Genomic DNA, 18,154 nt, shown 5'->3' with positions numbered 1-18,154 from the left:
AAAGGGATGGTGAGGAGTTTGACGCCCATAACGGCCGCCAGAACAAACCCCGCCGATCCGATGAGAAGGTTAACCCTCCGCGGAGCCCAGTAGAGAGGAACCGCAAGCAGGCCAACAACCGCATAATAGAATAATGCTTCACCCGATTGATACTGCTGATGGATGAGGCCGATCAGCACCAGAATCGCTAACCGGCGAATATACAGCCGAAGTCTTGGCTTTCCACCCGTTGCAGCGCTTCGTGATAGAAACATGTAGAATCCAAGTCCGAACAGGAACGTGAAGATGGTATAAAATCGGGCTTCCACAAAAAAGTTAAGTCCTCGCTGGAGCCAATAATCAGCTGCCGTTTCGGGTGCGTGGATGAGCCAGAGTCCCAACACGTTGACAAACGGCAGTCCAAGGAGGGCAAACCCCCTGAATTGGTCCAAAAAGTGCAAGCGTGTCTTTTCAAGCGCAGGGCGATGCCGAGTCGCGGCGTCGTGTTGTCCTGCATGCATGATCACACCATCATCCTGTTCACGGATTTAATATAACGGGCTCTGGCGATCAGGAAATATATCATTTGGGCGGCTAAGAATGCCGATGAGGCTGCCATTACAGGTCCGTTTACATTCGGCACATCCAGGTAGCCTAGAATCGGGTCGAGCACGACCAAGGACTGCAGGGCTGCAACCAGGATGGGAATAAAGAACAGCACGGCAATCTGAATGGTTGCGGAGATGTTCATCTCGCGCACGCTGAGTCCGATCTTGGACAGGGAACGGTACATCGCCTGATCGGCCGAAAGCTCCGTATGCAGTTTGAAATACAGGAAGCTTGCGGTTGAGATCGAGAAGATCAGTGCGACAAACACCCCGATAAAGCTGAATAACGAAAATCCCTGTTTATTGACGTAATAGTTCTCCGCCCTGGATTCTATATAACCTTCTCTGATTGCACTTCCGTTCCACTCCGACAGCTCAAGGCCGAGCTTGGTTTCGGGATCATCCTTCTCGGGGAGTCCTTGGAAATCGGGAAGAATAAACGGATACGTATGACTCACACTGATTTCATTTTCTTTGTTCCCGCCCCTCAGCTCTTCAAACATGGTGTCCGTAACGACCAGCAATCTGCCGCTATATACCAAAGCCGCAATCCGGTCTGTCCGATTCTCCAAGACGAAGGAGTAGGGCTGGCCGGATAGTTCGATATCTGCTTCGGTTTGCTTCCCTTTACTCTTCTTCGCTGCATTCGGGGTTTCCGCCAATAAGGCTTCATTCTTGCCGAGTGTCCCGGCCGGCTCAGTATTCAACATAGCAGCCAAACGGTCGTATTGGGATTGCGGCATGATGTGTAAGGAGTCCTCCCCATTCGCTGACAAGCGATAGTAGATGGTTCCGACCTCCGCCCGTTTATACTCCAGCCCTTCTGTCTGCAGACGATTTTCAATCAGGGCCAATTCTTCCTGCACCTTAGTCTCGTCGTCATTGTTATAGTAGCTGTAGCTAAGCGCGTACGGGTTATCCAAATATACCGATTTGATCGATTTCTGCATGGCCAGTACGAAACCGGTGCTCATGGAAGCCAGTGCTACCACAACCGTGACCAGAAACAGCATGCGGGCATTATCCTTAATCTTGTAACTCATCTCGGAAATCCACAGCAGGTTTGTTCCTTTCCAGGTGGTCCTGCGACTTCGCTGCAGCATGCGGACAATCCACACGGATAGCTGGGAGTAGAAGAAATACGTGCCCATAATTCCGGTTGCCGCAGCAATTATCAATCCCGCAGGGTCTAACGCTTTAACACGAAGGACGGTAAAGCCGATGGTAAGCAGCACCACGCCTAAGAGGGCCAGGAACAGATTGGCTTTCGGTTCGGTTTTCGGCTTGCTGGTGCCTTTGAGAAGCTCCAGAACTTGATTCTTCCGGATAAATAATAAGGTAAAAAGCGAAATGACGAGAAACAGCGCAGCGAACGCACCTGCGGTCAGCAGCATCGCTTTGACGGGCCAATAGAACGGCAGCTCGTCCATATCGATCACCTTGGTGCTGATGAGCAGGAACACCTTGGATAACAGCATTCCGCTGGCGATGCCCGTTACGATGGCAATGGCGCCAATCAGAATGTTCTCCAGGAAAATCAGCCAATTGATCTGCTTGGCTTCCGCTCCCAGAATCGTCAGAATGCCGAATTCCCGATTTCTCGACTTCAGGAATACGCTGATCGAATACAGCACGAACAAGAAGGCAAACACATAGACGATCACCGTGGCAATTGTCATTCCCGTACGCGTCATCGCGCCCATGGGCGAATTCTCGATGGCCGGATGGTAGATGAATACCGCGTACGTAAAGAAAATCATGACCATGAATGAGCTGCTCAGCAGGTAAGCGAAGTATTGGCGAGCATTCCGCCGGACGTTATTAAACGCGAATTGAGGAAAGCTCACTTGTATTCCCTCCCCAGAACGATAGCGTATCGATGATTTTTTGAAAAAAGGCCTGCCGGTTCTCTCCGCGGTGAATCTCGGCGGCAAGCTTGCCGTCTTTAATAAAAACGATGCGGTTGCAATAGCTTGCGGCCAGGGGATCATGCGTAACCAGCATTAAAGTGGTACGATCCCGCTCATTGATCTCGGAGAGCGACTCCATCACGATCCGAGAGGAGTTGGAATCGAGCGCTCCCGTAGGCTCATCCGCAAGCAGCAACAGGGGCGAGCCGATGATCGCCCGGGCAATCGCGGTGCGCTGCCTTTGTCCCCCCGAAATTTCGTACACGCGTTTATTCAGAATTTCGCGAATGCCAAGCCGCGAAGCGGTTTGCTGCAGCAGCGATTCCATGTCCTTGAGCGGACGGCGGTCCAGCGTAAGCGGGAGCACGATATTCTCGGCAACCGTTAGCGTGTCGAGCAGATTGAAATCCTGGAACACGAAGCCGAGCTGCCTCCGGCGGAAGTGGGCGAGCTCGCTTTTTTTCATTTGGTAAGGATTGCTGCCCCCGATCTTGACCTCGCCCGAGCTTGGACGGTCGATGGTGGATACCATGTTCAGCAGGGTGGTTTTGCCGCTGCCGGACGGCCCCATGATGCCGACGAATTCTCCTTCTTTGATGGTGAGATGAATATCGGTAAGAGCTTGTGTCGCCACTTTGCCCGCATATACTTTGTTTAAAGCCTTTACTTCAAGAATATCCATAAATCCATAGGCTCCTTTCTATAACCTTGTTATTGTGCGAGTTCAAAAAGTCGGATTTTCAGCACCGAGAAGGTTGGATGAAACTGGGGAGTGAGGAGCGGAGCGTACGTTTTGGGTACGTGAGCACCTGAAATGTTTCCGCAGGAAACATACCTCGGAAGCATCTGCTTAGGCCCGGCTGAATTCAAGATTCGATGCCGAGTTACTTCTTGACTCCCTTCGTGTTAGATATAGAATTTATTCGTTATCAGCAGAGCTGATGAAATTCTATATCGCAAGAAAACCTACCTTTGAATCGCGGTCGCTCATCCTTGATTGGCCTCGATTGGTTTTCTTATCCAAAGGCGACTTTTTTGAACAACCTCTCAGTGTAGCCTAACTCTACCGCATACCGACATGCTCCTGCTATGGATTTAGGTGAAACGGAGCTTACATTTGCCATAAGGTTATGTTCGCATATTCTGTTCGTATCCTGAGATGCCGGCATGAAGTTTAAGCTTAACCGCCCCATGGTAAATAAGGCACACCTACGAATGAGATGTGCCTTGGATTGCTGCATTACGCAGCGTTAAGATAACGGTCGTTCCCTCACCGAGCGTGGATTCCAGTTCGACGGAATGGTCAAGCTTATGGGCGATTTCACGGACTAGATACAGGCCCATGCCGGTGGATTCATGATATTGCCGGCCGCGCTCGCCGGTGAAGTAAGGATGGAATACCCGGTTGATGTCCTCCGGTGCAATGCCGATCCCCTCATCGCGGATACGAAGTTTGATGTGTTTCCCTGCTTCTTCTGCAGTGAATTGAATCTTCTTGCCGGGGCTGCCGGAGTAGTTCACGGCGTTTGTCAGAATTTGACCCAGCATAAATCGAAACCATTTGGCATCCGTGTAGACGGAGATCCGATCATCGATGCGAAACACCGGGGTAATCCCTTTGCGAATGAACAGCTTTCGGTTCTCCACGACGGATTCGCTGACCGCGGCACGGAGTCTGACGGCTTCTACCGCAAAGTCCTGCTCGAACCGGTCCAGGCGTGCGGTATACAGCACCATTTCGAGGCCTTTGCGTATTCGTTCAAGCTCTTCCCGTATATGTTCGGCGGGTGCTTCTTCGACTTCATCGAGCGTTAATTGAATCACCGACAGCGGGGTCTTCATCTGATGGACCCAGCGGTTGACGAAGGCCAGATGCTGGTCGGTTCCGCTTTGATGCCGATGCAGCTGTTCCCGGTATAAGCGTTCATAATGGCTGATCCGCTCGCGGATCGCTTCCGGCAGCGGCGCATCGCCCAGAGGAGGATTGGAGAACTCCTCCGAAAGTTCCTGGCTGGAAAGCTCTTGGTACATCGTGCGATGAGAGAGATACCGGTACACCAGATAGGCCAGCAGCACGACGCTGCTCAACAGTACCCCGTATAGCACGACAGTAAAGGGTCTGCCTTCACCGGCAAGCCAGTATAGCAGGGGGACAAGCAGCATTTGAACGGCAAAAAACAGCATGAGCGGGAGGTGCTCCCTCAAAAAAAGTTTCATAGGGTTTCCTTGCCTGTCATGAACCGGTAGCCTGCTCCCCGGACGGTTTCGATGAGATCCACGGCTCCGAGTTCACGAAGCTTGCGGCGAACCCTCGTAATATAAACATTCAACGTATTGTCGTCAATGAAGTGCTGATCTTCCCACATGAGGTCCAGGAGCCGTTCGCGGCTGACCACGCGGCCGTCTTTTTCCATGAGCATCGTCAGCAGGGCAGCTTCCTTCTGGGTTAACTCGGCCGATCGGTCTCCATAGGTCACGAGGAGTCGCTCGGGATACAGGAGGAGACCGGCGTTTTCAACGATAGGCTCCTCTTCCTGGCCGGAGGAATAGGCGCCGACCGCGCGGCGCAGGTGGCTGCGGACTTTGGCCAGGACAAGCTCCATGTCAAACGGCTTCGTAATGTAATCATCGGCCCCGTTTTCGAGCGCCATGATCTGGTCCATGCCGCTGTCGCGTGCCGAGATGAAGATGATCGGGCAGTGGGATTGGGTGCGGATTTGCCGGCACCAGTAGAATCCGTCGTATTTCGGCAGATTGACGTCCAGCAGAACCAGATCCGGCATCGTCTCCGCAAAAATGTCCATCACGCGGTTGAAATCTTCGATGATCCGTACGTTGAAATCATATTTGGAGATCGCCGACCTTAGTTTATCCGCGATTCGTTCATCGTCTTCCACAATCAGAATGGTATACATGTCTTCAACTCCTTTAACGCAAAGCAGGGGCTTGCATTCACTATACCACACCCTTCCCGGAGATCCGTAAGCGTATGATAAGTACGGGTCATGAACCCTCGCCCAGGCCCATGCATAAGATGTAGTCACACAAAACCTGCTGCCTGGGAAAGGGCGTGGCTTCATATGGGAATTCATTTAACCGCGATTCACTGGGTTTACCTGGCGTTTATCGTATTGATCATGACGCTGTTGATCCGGCGGCGCGATACGACGCTGGTTTGCATCACCGGTATATTTGCGCTTGGCATTCTGGCAACGGAGACGCTGAGCGGATCCGTCTCCGGTGTGTTTAACTCGTTCATCTTTGCGACCAAAGAGCTGATGGGAACGATCATGATTATTTCCATTATCGTGGCCATGAGCCGGGTCTTGATCAAGACGGGGATCAACGAGACGATGGTGGCCCCGTTAACCCGTTTTCTCCGTACTCCGGCTATGGCTTACTGGGGCATCGGCATCATCATGATGGTCACCTCTTTTTTCTTCTGGCCGTCACCGGCGGTGGCGTTAATCGGGGCGGTCCTGCTTCCCGTTGCCATCCGGGTCGGCTTGCCTGCCCTGGGAGCGGCCGTAGCGATGAATCTGTTCGGGCACGGCATCGCGCTATCGGGCGATTATATCATCCAAGGCGCGCCTAAATTGACTGCCGATGCAGCCGGATTGCCTGTATCCAGCGTCATGGCCGCGAGTGTGCCGCTCGTGATCGTGATGGGACTGGTAACGACCGTGGCAGCATTTTGGATGATGAAGAGAGATCAGCGTAATGGCAGCTGGAGGGATGGATTGGTCTCCATCAAAAGCACGGGGGACGCGCTGACCACGCGTACCGATGAGGATGATACCGTTGCCGCCATTTCGCCCGGCATGAAAAAATGGCTGGCCATTGCGATCCTGCTCCTGTTCGCGGCAGACGTCGCGGCCATGTTCATCTTGAAGCTGCAAGGCGGAGATGCGACGGCCCTGGTAGGCGGAACAGCCGTCCTGATCCTCGGCGTCATTGCGCTGGTCGCTCATCGCAACCGTGGTTTGGAGAAGGTCACCTCGTATTTGATCGAGGGCTTCATGTTCGGATTTAAGGTGTTCGGCCCCGTCATCCCCATTGCGGCTTTCTTTTATCTAGGGGATGCTGCGTTCAGCGAGCTGTTCGGTAAGGTGCTTCCGGACGCATCCCATGGGATCGTGAACGACCTAGGAGTTGCCCTTGCGAATGCGGTACCGCTGAATGGCGCGGTAGGTTCGGTGACGCTGACGATCACCGGTGCCATTACGGGTCTGGACGGTTCGGGCTTTTCCGGCATATCGCTCGCCGGCTCAATCGCGCAGCTGTTTGCTACGGCCATCGGTTCAGGGGCTGCTACCCTGACGGCGCTCGGCCAGGTTGCCGCCATCTGGGTAGGCGGCGGCACGCTCATTCCTTGGGCGTTGATACCGGCTGCAGCCATCTGCGGAGTCAGCCCGTTTGAGCTGGCAAGACGGAATCTGAAGCCGGTGCTGCTGGGTCTTGCCGTTACCACAGTCGTTGCGATGTTTCTGGTGTAAATGCAAGCAGACATAAAGAGCGCTGACCCTATCGTCAGCGCTCGTTTAATCCGTTGAGGAACCGAAGTCCGTGATCTTCATGTCGACTTCATACGTAATGGGGATATGGCTAAAGGTTTCGTCCCAATCCTTTTCTACTTTTTTCCATAGTTTCGGATATTTGATTCGGATCTGATCGCCAAAGCCCCCTACGTCTACATGATAGACATGCTGCATTTTATCCAGAACCTGTTGGATTTGTTTACGGGCCTCTTCTTCAAATGCCTGCTGCATTTCCTTGATGTACTTCCCGGATGAGGGCTTCTCCGGAAAACTCCAATCCTCGATTAACCTGCCTTCTGAACGAATTTTGATATGAAATGATATTTCGTCTCCCTGAACCTTGGGAATAATGGTGCTGTGGGAATTTTTGGGCTCATAAATAACGGTATGTCCTGTCTTATGAGCGTACGTTTTCAGTGCCCCTCCCTTCACGTCCTCCATGATCCAGGATAAGCCTTCCAGATCATACTGGCTTAGTTCCCCGATGAATTTTTTGGTATTGCCTTTGAATATGGCAGCACCCGAGAATTTATGCTCGCTTTCGGCGGTAACGACATTTTGCAGCAGGAAGCTTTCTCCCGATTGCATGGTGCTATCCAGCTTTATGAGTGACATCGGGGGAAGGATTTTGTTGGAACGATAGCGGTTATCCACAAGACCCATCAAGTAGAAAGCTGGGATCTCCCCGGGCTCGGTGGAGCTCAACGCTTCAAGTGCACTCCGGTGGCTCACCACTACCAGGCAGCTGGGGCGGATATCATTATCCCGGAGAATAAAATCAAGGATCTGTTCCAGGCTGTACCGTTTGGCGAGTTCGCTTGACACGACGATGACCTTCAGATGGTGGCCGATCAGCGGACGGTCTCGTCGCAACGAAAATTGGCGGAAGATCTGAATGAGGGAATCCCCCGTTAATTGTTCATTCAGATAAGCCTTGCTTGGCAATGACGAGCTGGATCCGCCTTGTTTCTCACTCTTTCCCGTAATCGGGGGTACGATCTGGACCGTCGCCGTCAGCACTTTCCTTTTGGGGTAGGTCGCTCCTTGTTTGTTGATCTCCCGTTCGAATCGGGATTCATTCGCTGCATCCAGTCCTAAGCCTACATAGACGCTGACATCCTCGATCTCGTTGCTGCTCCAACAGCCGGTTGTCAGCAGCATCAGGATGCTGGCCGTTACTACCGACACATATCGGGAATATTTGTTCATTTCGGCTTCACCCCTTTCTTGCGGACCTTGCTGATCAATAATAGGATGAGTGGCAGTCCTCCGAATAAATAAATCGACATATAACCTACGGTATCTCCCAGCTTGAACGTCTCCGACACATCTTTCGGGATCATGGCGAGCAGGAAGATGACCGGCAGCATGATGAAGAGGAAGGGGTGTATATTCTTCTTCATCAGCTGGGAGAGGCCTAACGATGCCGCGTAATGCGCGACCGTAAAGGTCGAGAATATTTGCATGATCCAGATGACAAGCAGCAGGGATTCAAAGCGCTCGAATATCAAGCCCTGCATCTCGAAACTCCGCATTAAATCAAGCGTGGGCCAGGTTCTCTTCTGTACGCCATGAATGGAGAGCCCGCCAATGACCATGATGACGGTGATCAAATAAATCAACATGGGAACCGTAATGCCGACGATCATAGCTTTGGTGCCTTTCTTGGGCGACTTCATGAATGCCATGGCAACAAACATGATCTCGTAACCGGTGAACGATAACAGCGAGGGTTTGATCCCTTGCAGCACGGGCATGATGCCCGAGCCAAGCACTGGCCTTAAATTTTTAATGTCGAATATGCTGCTGCTCAGCAGAATTGCAATGATGAAGAACAACAGCGTAATGGGCAAAATGATCTCGTACAATCTGGCGATGCAGTTGATTCCCCCTGTGGTCAAATACAGACCGATCCACATAAACGTCATCACGATGATCCATACGGGCGTGCCCTCAAGCAGGTATAGCCCCGTAACCTCCGCCATCACCCGGATTTCAAAAGCAGAAATGGTAATGAGATACGCAATGACCAGCAAGCTCAACAGGAAGGCCACCCATTTACCAGTGATTTCGGGCACGAATTGAAAAAAGGTTTTTCCCTGAAATCTGCGGGCTAGCCTCACGACGATGAATCCGACCAGCATGATGATCATGCCGGAGATCAGAATGGATATCCATACATCCGGGGTTTTGGCAGCCTCTACCGTCGTTCTCGGGAGCGTGAGAATACCGGCGCCCAGCATGTAGTTAATGATCATGACGGCAGCCTGGGAAGTGGTAATTTGGTCTTTGGTCTGTAAACGGGAGCTGCTCATGGTCCTCACCTCATTTCGTGCTTGGAATGATTAGTTTCGGCGATCGGGATCCTGCGGTTTTAACAGCTGGGGACGTTTCTTCATCACCTTCAAGGGGAAGCGGATGAGGAAATCTTTCAAGTCGTTGATGCCGTACGGTACCATGGGGCTTGCGTAAGGCACGCCAAAGCTCTTCAATCTGACCAGATGACAGCACAGAAGAAGGAAGAACATCACGACGCCGAACAACCCGAGCACAGCCGCAAAGAACATCGCGGTAAATCGGAGGACGCGCAGAGTAATGCCGGCGCTGTAGACCGGGATCGTGAAGGAAGAGATTGCGGTTACGGCCACGACAATAACGAGAAACGGACTGACAATTCCGGCATTTACGGCAGCATCGCCAATAATCAGACCGCCTACGATGCCCATCGCAGGTCCAATGGGTTTCGGCAGCCGGATCCCGGCCTCACGCAATATTTCAATGGCGATCTCCATGATGAGCGCTTCGATGATCGAGGGAAAGGGCACGCCCTGCCTCGTCTCGATAATGGTCAACGCCAGCTTGGTAGGTATCAGCCCGGGATGAAACGAAATAAACGAGATGTACAGTGCGGGTGCCAGCAGCGCCAGAAGGGCGGAGAGAAAGCGCAATAAGCGGACAAAGGATCCCGATATCCATCTCTCGTAATAGTCTTCAGGAGATTGGAGCAGCATGCTGAACGTGACCGGCACGATTAACGCGTAGGGCGTGCCGTCAAGCAGGAGGGCTACCCGCCCCTCCAGTAATGCGCCGATGACCCTGTCCGGTCTCTCGGTATTTTGGATTTGCTGAAAAGGGCTCATGACGTTTTCTTCAATCAATTGCTCGATGTATCCCGATTCAAGCGGGTCGTCGATTTCGATTTTCCGGATGCGCGTAACGACTTCATCCACCAGCTTGGGGTCGGCGATATCCTTCATGTAGGCGACGACCAGGTCTTTTTTTACCCGGTTTCCGACCTCGAATCGGGTGAGCTGAAGACTTTCATTTTTTCCATGAAGCCTTAGCAAGCCTGTATTGTCTGATAGTCTCTCGGTAAATCCGACACGGGGACCCCGAAGAAGGGCTTCCGATAGAGGTTCTTCTATGTTTCGACTTTTTCCCTTGGCCGACCCCACCAAAAAGGCTCCTTGCATCCCATCGACCAATAAACAGGGCGTGCCTGCAAGAACGGCTTGTACGAGATCCAATAATTGTTGGACATGCTTGATCTCGCATACAGGCAGCATTTGGCTGCTGATGTAGGCTTTGATGGCATCGCTCGAACGATTGAAGTTGTCGTGCTCCGTTTCCGGAACTCCCTCCAGCATGAGGGGTCTTATCAGATGGGTGTCGATGAGGTCGCTATCCAGCAATCCGTCCACATATACGACGACCGCCCGCGTTCGCGTGCCCCGTATCGTAAATTCCCTGAATTCCACGTCCGCATTGCCGCCGATCGCTTGGCGAACCGACGTGATGTCCGTATCGTAAAGTCCCGTTAGGGGAGCGTCCGGCGAAACGCTATCCTCCCTCATGGGTGAAGAGGGGATGTTAGGCTTTAAGGAAAAGCTTGAATTGATAGACTTGTGAAACCATTTGGCGAACATCAGCATCACGACGGGGACAAAGCAGAGCAGAAAGGCTTGGAAAAAAATCGTCCACTTCGGAATATAAGACACAATGACGGACCACAACGATAATCACCCCGCAGTTTCTTAGCAATTGGCTCATAGTACGAATCATGTGTATTGTTACCCGAGGCGATCTTGAAAATTCCTGTTATTTCAATATCAGAGAAGGGAGACCATTCGGCTGAAGACCCCGATTATGTCACGATGACGGAACAGCCGGAGACGCAAAAAAAGGGCATCCCCCAGGCCGCTGACCTGATGGGATGCCCTTATGATACGAGTTAAGCTTAAGCTCTTACTTCTTCGATATCGAGAACGGCAGTTCCTCCGCACTGTAATGACGGTAGCTTGGAGCCAATCCAAGACGGAAATCGAGGGTTTTGCCTGCCAGAATATCCTCATGCGTAATGTACAGTTTAGTGTAATCCTGTCCTTCCAATTGCACGTTCGCCACGAAATTGGACTGCGGATTGTTGTTATCGGTATGAATCAACATCTGTTTGCCGTTAGGCAGCTCAATGCTCACGCTGTCGAACAGCGGGATCCCGAGCACATATTCATTGCTGCCCGGACATACCGGATAGAAGCCCATGGAGCTGAACACATACCAGCCGGACATGCTGCCGTTATCCTCGTCGCCAGGGAAACCATCAAAGCCGCTGTTGAACAGGTTCGACATCAGCTGTTTGAGGATCACCTGGGATGATGCAGGCTGCCCTACATAGTTGAACAGATAAGGAATATGGAAGCTCGGCTGGTTGGAAATCGCCAGCTGGCCATAATCGATGGCGGCCATCTCGCTCATCTCATGAATTTCAAAGCCGTAGCCCCGGACGTCGAAGTCTGGCGCTTTGTTGCACAATTCGGTAATTTTGTCGAAAAAGCGTTCTTTCGAACCATACGCGTCGATCAATCCCTGGAAATCCTGGAATACGGCAAAGCTGGTTTGCCAAGCGCTTCCCTCGGCATAATCGAGTCCCCAGCTCGTGTCGTTGAAATTCGGACGGAACTGGCCGTTCTGATCCTTGGCCCGCATGAAGCCGGTCTCCGCATCAAAAATATTCTGATAATTGAGCGCGCTTTGTCTGTACTGCGCGCCTATGTCCGACCGGCCCAACACATCCGCCACGCGGCTGATGCAGTAGTCGCTGTATGCGTAATCCAGCGTATGGTTTACGCTCTCATGATAGCTGCTCGGAACGTAACCGTACTTGATGTAGTCCAGCGTTCCTTGACGTCCATAGCAATTCTGTCCGCTCTGCGTGGTGGCTGCGGTCAGCATGGCCTCTAGCAGTTCCGGCAGCAGGTGCTGGGCGAGTCCCTTAGCCGCCGCATCCGCGATGACCGCGTCAATAAGCGTGCCCGGCATCAGTCCGCGCTCATCCGGGGACAGCCATTTTGGCAGGAAGCCAGTCTCGCGGTAAGAATTCAGGAAACCTTCCAGCATCTCCTCATATTCCTTCGGCGCGATGATGGAATAGAGCGGATATACGGTTTTGTAAGTATCCCAGAAGCCGTTATTGGTATAGAGCACGCCCTTCTTGACGGATCGGGCCGTTGTGTCGTAATGAACCGGCTCCATATTGGCATCGAGCTCATAGAATTTTTGCGGGAACAAGAACATGCGGTAAAGGCAGGTATAAAAAGTGCGCATATATTCCTCGTTCGAGTGAGAGACCCGGATTTTGTTCAGGTAATGATTCCAGGCTTCCGCCGCCAATTCTTTCTGTTCGTCCAAGGTTGTGTCGAGCTCGCGCGTCAGATTAAGCTCCGCTTGCTCCTGGCTGATGAAAGAGGTCGCCAGCTTAACATCCAGGGTGCCCCTTTCACAGTCCTTGAAGCGAATGACGACATGCTGGTCCGCATTGACGAAAGCGATCTCCGGGAAGAACTGGCCTTCGGCGTCGTAGTAACCGGTCGCAGAGAGATCCATGTCCTTGCTGAAGCTCATGGCCACGTACATGCGGAATCCTTTATCGTGACAGTCTGCGAAGTTGCTGACATAACCGGTAATTTTGCGCTGGGCAGCATCCACCCGGAACTCGCTTTGGTTATGGACGTTTAGCACGAGGCCAGCCTGCTGCCCGGAATTATATTTGATGCGCAGCGACGCGCCATAGCAGCTCGGTACCAGCTCCGTGGTGATGTTGTAGCGCTGCTGCTTCACTTTGAGATAATGAGGCTTGAATATCGCTTCCTCCGGTCGATAGGAGCTTTGGCAGGTGAAGACGGAGCCCCTGATTTTGTCGTCTGCGATCGGAGTCATCAGGAAGTGGGCGAAGTCGCCCATCCACGGACTCGGCTGGTGCGTCAGGCGAATGCCTTGGAAGATGCGGTCATTGGGGTTGAAGAACCAGCTTCCTTCGTTTTTGGTCTGCACGACATAGTGGTTCATACCGAACGGCACACCCGTGTAAGGGAGTGCATTCCCGTTGGAAAAGGTATATTGATTGTTGGTGCCCTGTCTGGTATCGACATAGTTCAGCATGTAAAAGTCTCCTTTGTTATTGAGGAATAGGCGGATTATAACTTCTTCACGGTCTGGCGTTCCATGAGCCGAACGGGAATCACCACATTCTCAAGAGGGTGTTCCAGAGGGTGCTCTATGAGGGATATGAGGTTCCGTGCAGCCTGATATCCCATCTGTCCAAAGTCCTGCGATATGGTGGTCAGCTTGGGTTCAACGAAGCTCGCGAGATGAATGTCGTCAAAACCGACCACGGAGAAATCGTCCGGAACGGACAAGCCCAACTCCTTGGCGATTTGAATGATCTCGATCGCAATGAGGTCATTCTCTGCCACAATCCCCGTGATTCCTTGGTTCACGACGGACTGAATAAACTGAATATAGTATTCTCTGCCGTTGTCGTGGTCATGGGTTAAGTAACGGTCGGTCAAGTCATTGACGCTGTAATCGATCAGGCTGTAATCATACAGAGCCTTCAAGTAACCGAAATACCGCTCCCGGATGGAAGAGGAATTCTCTACCTTCAAGGAGGAGATAAAGGCGATTTTTTTGTGATTGTTCTCGATCAGATGTTTGGAGGCTTGGTATCCGCCGCCAAAGTTATCGGAGACGACCGAGAGGAAGGGGATGCCTTCAATGCACTTGTCCATCGTCACAAGCGGGTACTTTGCCAGGTGATATTGATACAGAATGCCAAGATCCGAGATGCTGCTTATCGGGTAGAGGATCAATCCCGAATGGGCGCTTTGAAACGCAGACTCCAACAGCTTGCGCTGCCCGACAATCGTATTGGACTGAATGTTCAAGCTATAGTCGGTCGTTGCGAGATATTCGTTGATGCCTTTCTCGTAATCGCCGAGTCCCGGATTATGGGCGAACGGGAGAATCAGCAGAATCTCTTTGCCTGTCTTGCTCAATAGACGGTGATCAGCCTTAGCGTCGCTCACGAAGCTCCCCTTGCCCTGGATCCGGTAAATCAGCTTGGCATTCTCCAGCTCGTTCAGCGCTCTCTTCGATGTAATCCGGCTGACCTTATATTCCTTCGAAATCTCGGCTTCGGTCGGAAGCTGGTCTCCAGCCTGAAGCTCCCCGGATTCAATCTTGGCTGTTAGAGCGTTGACGATGTGTTGATATAGTGGAATTTGTTCCATATGAGATCACCTCGCTAAATTTGATATATCATTTTGTAGGGAGAATGTCAAAGTTTAAAGATGTATTTGAATAAGAAGATACGGTTGTTATGGTTTGAGTATGGGGAAAACGCTCGAGTAAAAAACTCAGTATGTATTAGGTTTTTTTACATAATCACTTTTAATATAGTGATAGTCCCCCTGGTCATACTTCGGAATGAAACGTCCGCCGAGCCGCTAAATAGAGATGATAAGCACTGAAATATCGATTAAATGGTATGTCTTTTGACCAATAGTCAGGAGTATTTGATATATCAAATATGAAGTTATGTGTATTCAGCGGGTTGGACCTGCATCCGGTACATTTATTATTCCCGTAATCATGCTGACCCTTGGCATATCGCATCTTGGCAGCCTTGATGCTGGCTGGTATCAGCTTTATGTACATGATTTGACAGCTTATCATTTGAGTGATAAATTGACTGTGATTACGATAGAGGAGGTCAATGGGATCTATGAAGCAATTGGGATTTCATCAGGAGAACCGGTTAGCCATGCTGTCATGGATTCGGATCACCCGATTTCAGCAGATCGGCAATCACATCTCGAATGAGTTTTTGCAGCCTTTCTGCATTACCGTTGCCCAATTCGACGTGCTGATCCAGGTCATGGCCCACCAACCTCTATCTCAGCAGGAGCTGGCCGAATATCTGTCCATCAGCGGCGGCGGCGTTTCCCACATGGTGAAGCGGCTGGAGAAGCTGGGCCTGATTGTCCGCAAGCAGGATTGGAAGGTGAAGTACATCTCGCTAACCGAGAAGGGACAAGCCTTGCTGGAAGAAATTATCCCGCTGCTGTCGGATTTTCAAACCTCCATGTTTGATGTTTTGGATGATCAAGAACTACAGCAGCTTTACAAGACCATGAGAAAGCTCCATCAGTATAACTTAAAGAAGTCGGCAAACCCTCGGATTAGCGTCGAAGAAGAGTAGCGGAGAGGAACCATCACTGCTCTTATAGCGACCCGGAGGGGCGATCAGCCATGATAAGGAGTCCCCTTAAAAGCGGATTCCTTTTTTTGCGTGGAAGGGTACTCCTTCCTTAAGAATGAGACACAAATTTTGATATACAAGTTAGGAACAAACGTTCTATAATGGGAAGGGATGATTATGATCTGTACGGGAGGTTGTTATAGTTGAAGAAGAGCGCGCTGTTGGTCATTGATGTGCAGAATGAGATGTTTCAAGTAAATGATCCGGTGTACGAAGGAGATCGATTGCTCCACAATCTCAAGCAGCTGATCGCAAAAGCCAGAAGCGGCGGCATTCCTGTTATTTACATCCAGCATAATGACGAAGGGTTGATGGCAGGTTCGGAGGCGTGGAAGATTAATCCGGAGATCACGCCTGCGATGTCGGATACCGTCATTCAGAAGACAAGACCGGATTCCTTCTACCATACGACGCTTGAGGAGGAATTGAAGAGGCAGGGCATCGAGCATGTAATCCTTGCGGGCATGCAGAGCGAATTATGCGTGGATACCACCTGCCGGAGAGCATCCAGTTTGGGTTATGATGTCACGCTGGTGTCCGATGCCCACAGCACCTGGAACAATTCGGCGTTAACGGCGCAGCAGATCATCGATCACGTGAATGCAACGCTAAGATGGTTTGCGGACATCAAGACAACGGGAGAAGTCCTTTGTACAGAAGAAGCCGGCGCGTAAACGCCGGCTTTTTATTTGGAGTTAGAGTATGCCTTCTGGCACTTTTCCCTCCCAGCAAGGCTGAGCGGGCAGTCCCAGTACTTGACCGATGACGGCGGCCGTGTCCATGATGCTGATCGGTGCTTCGATAAGGCCGGGCTTTACGCCTGGGCCCGTAATTCCCCAAGTAATGGTCATATCCATGGGGTGATCGCTTCCGTGATCGTTAGGATGTGCGCCTCCTCCGCCGTGATCCGTGACCGTAAGGATCCAGGTGTCTTCCAGCAGCCGCTGATCATCGAGTGCTTTGACTATCATGCCTACGTACTGATCGGTTACGGCAATTTGCTCCAGCTGCTGATCCGTACCGAATCCGTGCTTGTGGCCGGCGCCGTCGGGGTGATCCAGCTGAATGAACATCAGCTTGAAATCGGGCTGTTGATGAATATAATCGACGATGGCCTCCGCCAGCTCGGGGTCCGGTTTGGATTCCATATGAACGTTAATCGTATTCTCAATGATTCCCGTGTTGATCGGTGCCCAGCAGCTGAATGCAGACAAGGGGGCATCCGGCCATTGCCGGCGAGCCAGCTTGAACAGCGAGGCATAGGGGAAGTCCTCCGGAATACTGCCGTGAATCGCCCGGTCATTATCAAGACCATGTCGATCCGGTTTTACGCCGTATAACAACGAGCCCCAACATTCGGCACTAATGCTCGGATATACGGTCTGTGCATCGTAAGAGTATGCTCCTGCCTTCAGCAGAGCGTGAATATTCGGAGCATCCGCGTTTTGAATGAACCCCCCTGCTCCATCAATTCCAAGAATAACGACACGGTTAGCCATCGATAGATCCTCCTCGGTATGAACATTTTGATCTTCGTGAATTCATGCAGACGATTCCTACCCCCATAGGGCAATCGTGATGATGCCTATCGTGATAAGCGCCGACATGACGATTCGCCGCCAGCCTTGCTGTTCGCGCAGCACGATGATGCCCAGAACGGTGCCGAACACCGTGCTGATTTCACGGACCGGCGCAATGTGCGCAAGCGGGGTGAGCCGCATGGCAAACAGGAACAGCAAATATGAACCCGGTGCCAGGATGGAGCCCAGCAGAATCGTGCGCCAGTTCACCGACCATTCCCGTTTCAGCTGCCTGGACAGCGCCACGGGAACGACCAGGGCGACGAAGTAACTGATGTTGGATAACTGGATCAGTGAGACGGGGGAGACCCCTGCATCCAGAATGGCTTTGTCGGTCAGGGTATACCCGGAAATGCAAAGCCCGACCAGACAAGCATACAGCAAAGCTTTGGGGTTTACGCTGGATTGGCCCCTGAGCCTCAAACCCGATAAAGCAAACAGCGAAAAAATGATAAGACTCAGCCCCATATAGCCTGCCGTGCTTAATTGTTCATGAAACAACACGAGGCTGCACAGCGAAGTCAACATGGCGCCAAGCCCCCGCATGAACGGATACACTTGAGACATGTCGCCATGGGTATAGGCTTTGGAGAGCAGCGTGATATAGCAGCCTTGAATGGTCATGGACAGCAGCATAAGACCGTAAACGGGCAGTTCCAGCCGCAGCCCCGACATCTCCACGATAAAATAAGGCATCAGAAAGACTAACGTGACGGAGTGGATGCACCACAGAAATACCGATTTATGAATGCTTCGCTTCGTAAACAGATTCCAAAGGGCATGGGTCAGTCCGGAAGACAGCACCAGCAGCAGTGACAGCAGCTCCATCAGCTATTGCCCTATGAGCACTTCGATGCCGCGAGCGGACAGATTATCCATCCATTCCCGTGAACATCCTTGATCCGTGATGACCATGGAGATATCATCCAGCTTGGCGAGC

General features: G+C 51.7%; 14 protein-coding genes and 1 pseudogene. 3 read left to right on the top strand and 12 right to left on the bottom strand.

Annotated elements, in window-relative coordinates:
* The 5 genes and pseudogenes from HMPREF9412_RS16285 to HMPREF9412_RS16265 form a co-directional block, all read right to left on the bottom strand.
* A pseudogene (locus HMPREF9412_RS16285) lies at positions 1 to 500 on the bottom strand (DUF418 domain-containing protein); the annotation flags it as partial.
* 2 nt (positions 501 to 502) lie between these two features.
* Positions 503 to 2,434, bottom strand: coding sequence for an FtsX-like permease family protein (locus HMPREF9412_RS16280; RefSeq protein WP_009592724.1), 1,932 nt, complete (start codon positions 2,432 to 2,434; stop codon positions 503 to 505).
* Positions 2,409 to 3,179: an ABC transporter ATP-binding protein gene (locus tag HMPREF9412_RS16275; RefSeq protein ID WP_009592731.1), complete on the bottom strand. Its 771-nt coding sequence runs from the start codon at positions 3,177 to 3,179 to the stop codon at positions 2,409 to 2,411. Before HMPREF9412_RS16275 ends, HMPREF9412_RS16280 begins: the two co-directional genes overlap by 26 nt.
* Before the next feature lie 527 nt (positions 3,180 to 3,706).
* On the bottom strand, positions 3,707 to 4,714 hold the full coding sequence (locus HMPREF9412_RS16270; protein ID WP_009592726.1) for a sensor histidine kinase: 1,008 nt from the start codon (positions 4,712 to 4,714) through the stop codon (positions 3,707 to 3,709).
* Positions 4,711 to 5,412, bottom strand: coding sequence for a response regulator transcription factor (locus HMPREF9412_RS16265; RefSeq protein ID WP_009592722.1), 702 nt, complete (start codon positions 5,410 to 5,412; stop codon positions 4,711 to 4,713). Before HMPREF9412_RS16265 ends, HMPREF9412_RS16270 begins: the two co-directional genes overlap by 4 nt.
* Before the next feature lie 165 nt (positions 5,413 to 5,577).
* Here HMPREF9412_RS16265 and HMPREF9412_RS16260 point away from each other — a divergent pair, with 165 nt between their 5' ends.
* Positions 5,578 to 6,993 (top strand): hypothetical protein, encoded by a 1,416-nt coding sequence (locus tag HMPREF9412_RS16260; protein ID WP_009592732.1) that lies wholly within the window; start codon positions 5,578 to 5,580, stop codon positions 6,991 to 6,993.
* A 45-nt stretch (positions 6,994 to 7,038) separates the two neighbouring features.
* Here the strand turns inward: HMPREF9412_RS16260 and HMPREF9412_RS16255 are convergent, their stop codons facing one another.
* The 5 genes from HMPREF9412_RS16255 to HMPREF9412_RS16235 all read right to left on the bottom strand — a co-directional run bounded on the left by HMPREF9412_RS16255 (position 7,039) and on the right by HMPREF9412_RS16235 (position 14,603).
* Entirely contained in the window at positions 7,039 to 8,244 is a 1,206-nt protein-coding gene (locus HMPREF9412_RS16255; protein WP_009592727.1) for a Ger(x)C family spore germination protein, read from the bottom strand.
* On the bottom strand, positions 8,241 to 9,350 hold the full coding sequence (locus tag HMPREF9412_RS16250; RefSeq protein ID WP_009592730.1) for a spore germination protein: 1,110 nt from the start codon (positions 9,348 to 9,350) through the stop codon (positions 8,241 to 8,243). Before HMPREF9412_RS16250 ends, HMPREF9412_RS16255 begins: the two co-directional genes overlap by 4 nt.
* A 30-nt stretch (positions 9,351 to 9,380) precedes the next feature.
* Positions 9,381 to 11,048, bottom strand: a complete 1,668-nt coding sequence (locus tag HMPREF9412_RS16245) for a spore germination protein (RefSeq protein ID WP_009592728.1) — start codon at positions 11,046 to 11,048, stop codon at positions 9,381 to 9,383.
* Positions 11,049 to 11,280: 232 nt separating this feature from the next.
* Entirely contained in the window at positions 11,281 to 13,473 is a 2,193-nt protein-coding gene (locus HMPREF9412_RS16240) for a GH92 family glycosyl hydrolase (protein WP_009592729.1), read from the bottom strand.
* 35 nt (positions 13,474 to 13,508) lie between these two features.
* Positions 13,509 to 14,603, bottom strand: a complete 1,095-nt coding sequence (locus tag HMPREF9412_RS16235; protein WP_009592725.1) for a GntR family transcriptional regulator — start codon at positions 14,601 to 14,603, stop codon at positions 13,509 to 13,511.
* A gap of 494 nt (positions 14,604 to 15,097) precedes the next feature.
* Between HMPREF9412_RS16235 and HMPREF9412_RS16230 the strand changes: the two genes are divergently transcribed.
* Entirely contained in the window at positions 15,098 to 15,574 is a 477-nt protein-coding gene (locus tag HMPREF9412_RS16230) for a MarR family winged helix-turn-helix transcriptional regulator (RefSeq protein ID WP_009592721.1), read from the top strand.
* Between the two features lie 203 nt (positions 15,575 to 15,777).
* A complete protein-coding gene (locus HMPREF9412_RS16225; protein WP_009592733.1) occupies positions 15,778 to 16,308 on the top strand; it encodes a cysteine hydrolase family protein in 531 nt (176 codons plus the stop codon).
* 21 nt (positions 16,309 to 16,329) lie between these two features.
* Here HMPREF9412_RS16225 and HMPREF9412_RS16220 read toward each other — a convergent pair whose 3' ends face one another.
* Together HMPREF9412_RS16220 and HMPREF9412_RS16215 are read right to left on the bottom strand one after the other, a co-directional pair.
* Positions 16,330 to 17,133, bottom strand: coding sequence for an alkaline phosphatase family protein (locus HMPREF9412_RS16220; protein WP_009592736.1), 804 nt, complete (start codon positions 17,131 to 17,133; stop codon positions 16,330 to 16,332).
* Between the two features lie 57 nt (positions 17,134 to 17,190).
* Positions 17,191 to 18,042 carry a DMT family transporter gene (locus HMPREF9412_RS16215; RefSeq protein WP_009592723.1) on the bottom strand — a complete coding sequence of 284 codons (852 nt, stop codon included), beginning with the start codon at positions 18,040 to 18,042 and terminating at the stop codon, positions 17,191 to 17,193.
* Between the last annotated feature and the right edge of the window lie 112 nt (positions 18,043 to 18,154).

Source organism: Paenibacillus sp. HGF5 (genome assembly GCF_000204455.1).
Classification (GTDB): Bacteria; Bacillota; Bacilli; order Paenibacillales; family Paenibacillaceae; genus Paenibacillus_AQ; species Paenibacillus_AQ lautus_A.
This window is presented reverse-complemented; position numbering and strand designations above follow the sequence as displayed.

Excerpts from the sequence above, each read along its gene's own strand:
- HMPREF9412_RS16275 (WP_009592731.1), bottom strand. The coding sequence starts at position 3,179 with ATGGATATTCTTGAAGTAAAGGCTTTAAACAAAGTATATGCGGGCAAA.
- HMPREF9412_RS16270 (WP_009592726.1), bottom strand. The coding sequence starts at position 4,714 with ATGAAACTTTTTTTGAGGGAGCACCTCCCGCTCATGCTGTTTTTTGCC.
- HMPREF9412_RS16265 (WP_009592722.1), bottom strand. The coding sequence starts at position 5,412 with ATGTATACCATTCTGATTGTGGAAGACGATGAACGAATCGCGGATAAA.
- HMPREF9412_RS16260 (WP_009592732.1), top strand. The coding sequence starts at position 5,578 with ATGGGAATTCATTTAACCGCGATTCACTGGGTTTACCTGGCGTTTATC.
- HMPREF9412_RS16255 (WP_009592727.1), bottom strand. The coding sequence starts at position 8,244 with ATGAACAAATATTCCCGATATGTGTCGGTAGTAACGGCCAGCATCCTG.
- HMPREF9412_RS16250 (WP_009592730.1), bottom strand. The coding sequence starts at position 9,350 with ATGAGCAGCTCCCGTTTACAGACCAAAGACCAAATTACCACTTCCCAG.
- HMPREF9412_RS16240 (WP_009592729.1), bottom strand. The coding sequence starts at position 13,473 with ATGCTGAACTATGTCGATACCAGACAGGGCACCAACAATCAATATACC.
- HMPREF9412_RS16235 (WP_009592725.1), bottom strand. The coding sequence starts at position 14,603 with ATGGAACAAATTCCACTATATCAACACATCGTCAACGCTCTAACAGCC.
- HMPREF9412_RS16230 (WP_009592721.1), top strand. The coding sequence starts at position 15,098 with ATGAAGCAATTGGGATTTCATCAGGAGAACCGGTTAGCCATGCTGTCA.
- HMPREF9412_RS16220 (WP_009592736.1), bottom strand. The coding sequence starts at position 17,133 with ATGGCTAACCGTGTCGTTATTCTTGGAATTGATGGAGCAGGGGGGTTC.
- HMPREF9412_RS16215 (WP_009592723.1), bottom strand. The coding sequence starts at position 18,042 with ATGGAGCTGCTGTCACTGCTGCTGGTGCTGTCTTCCGGACTGACCCAT.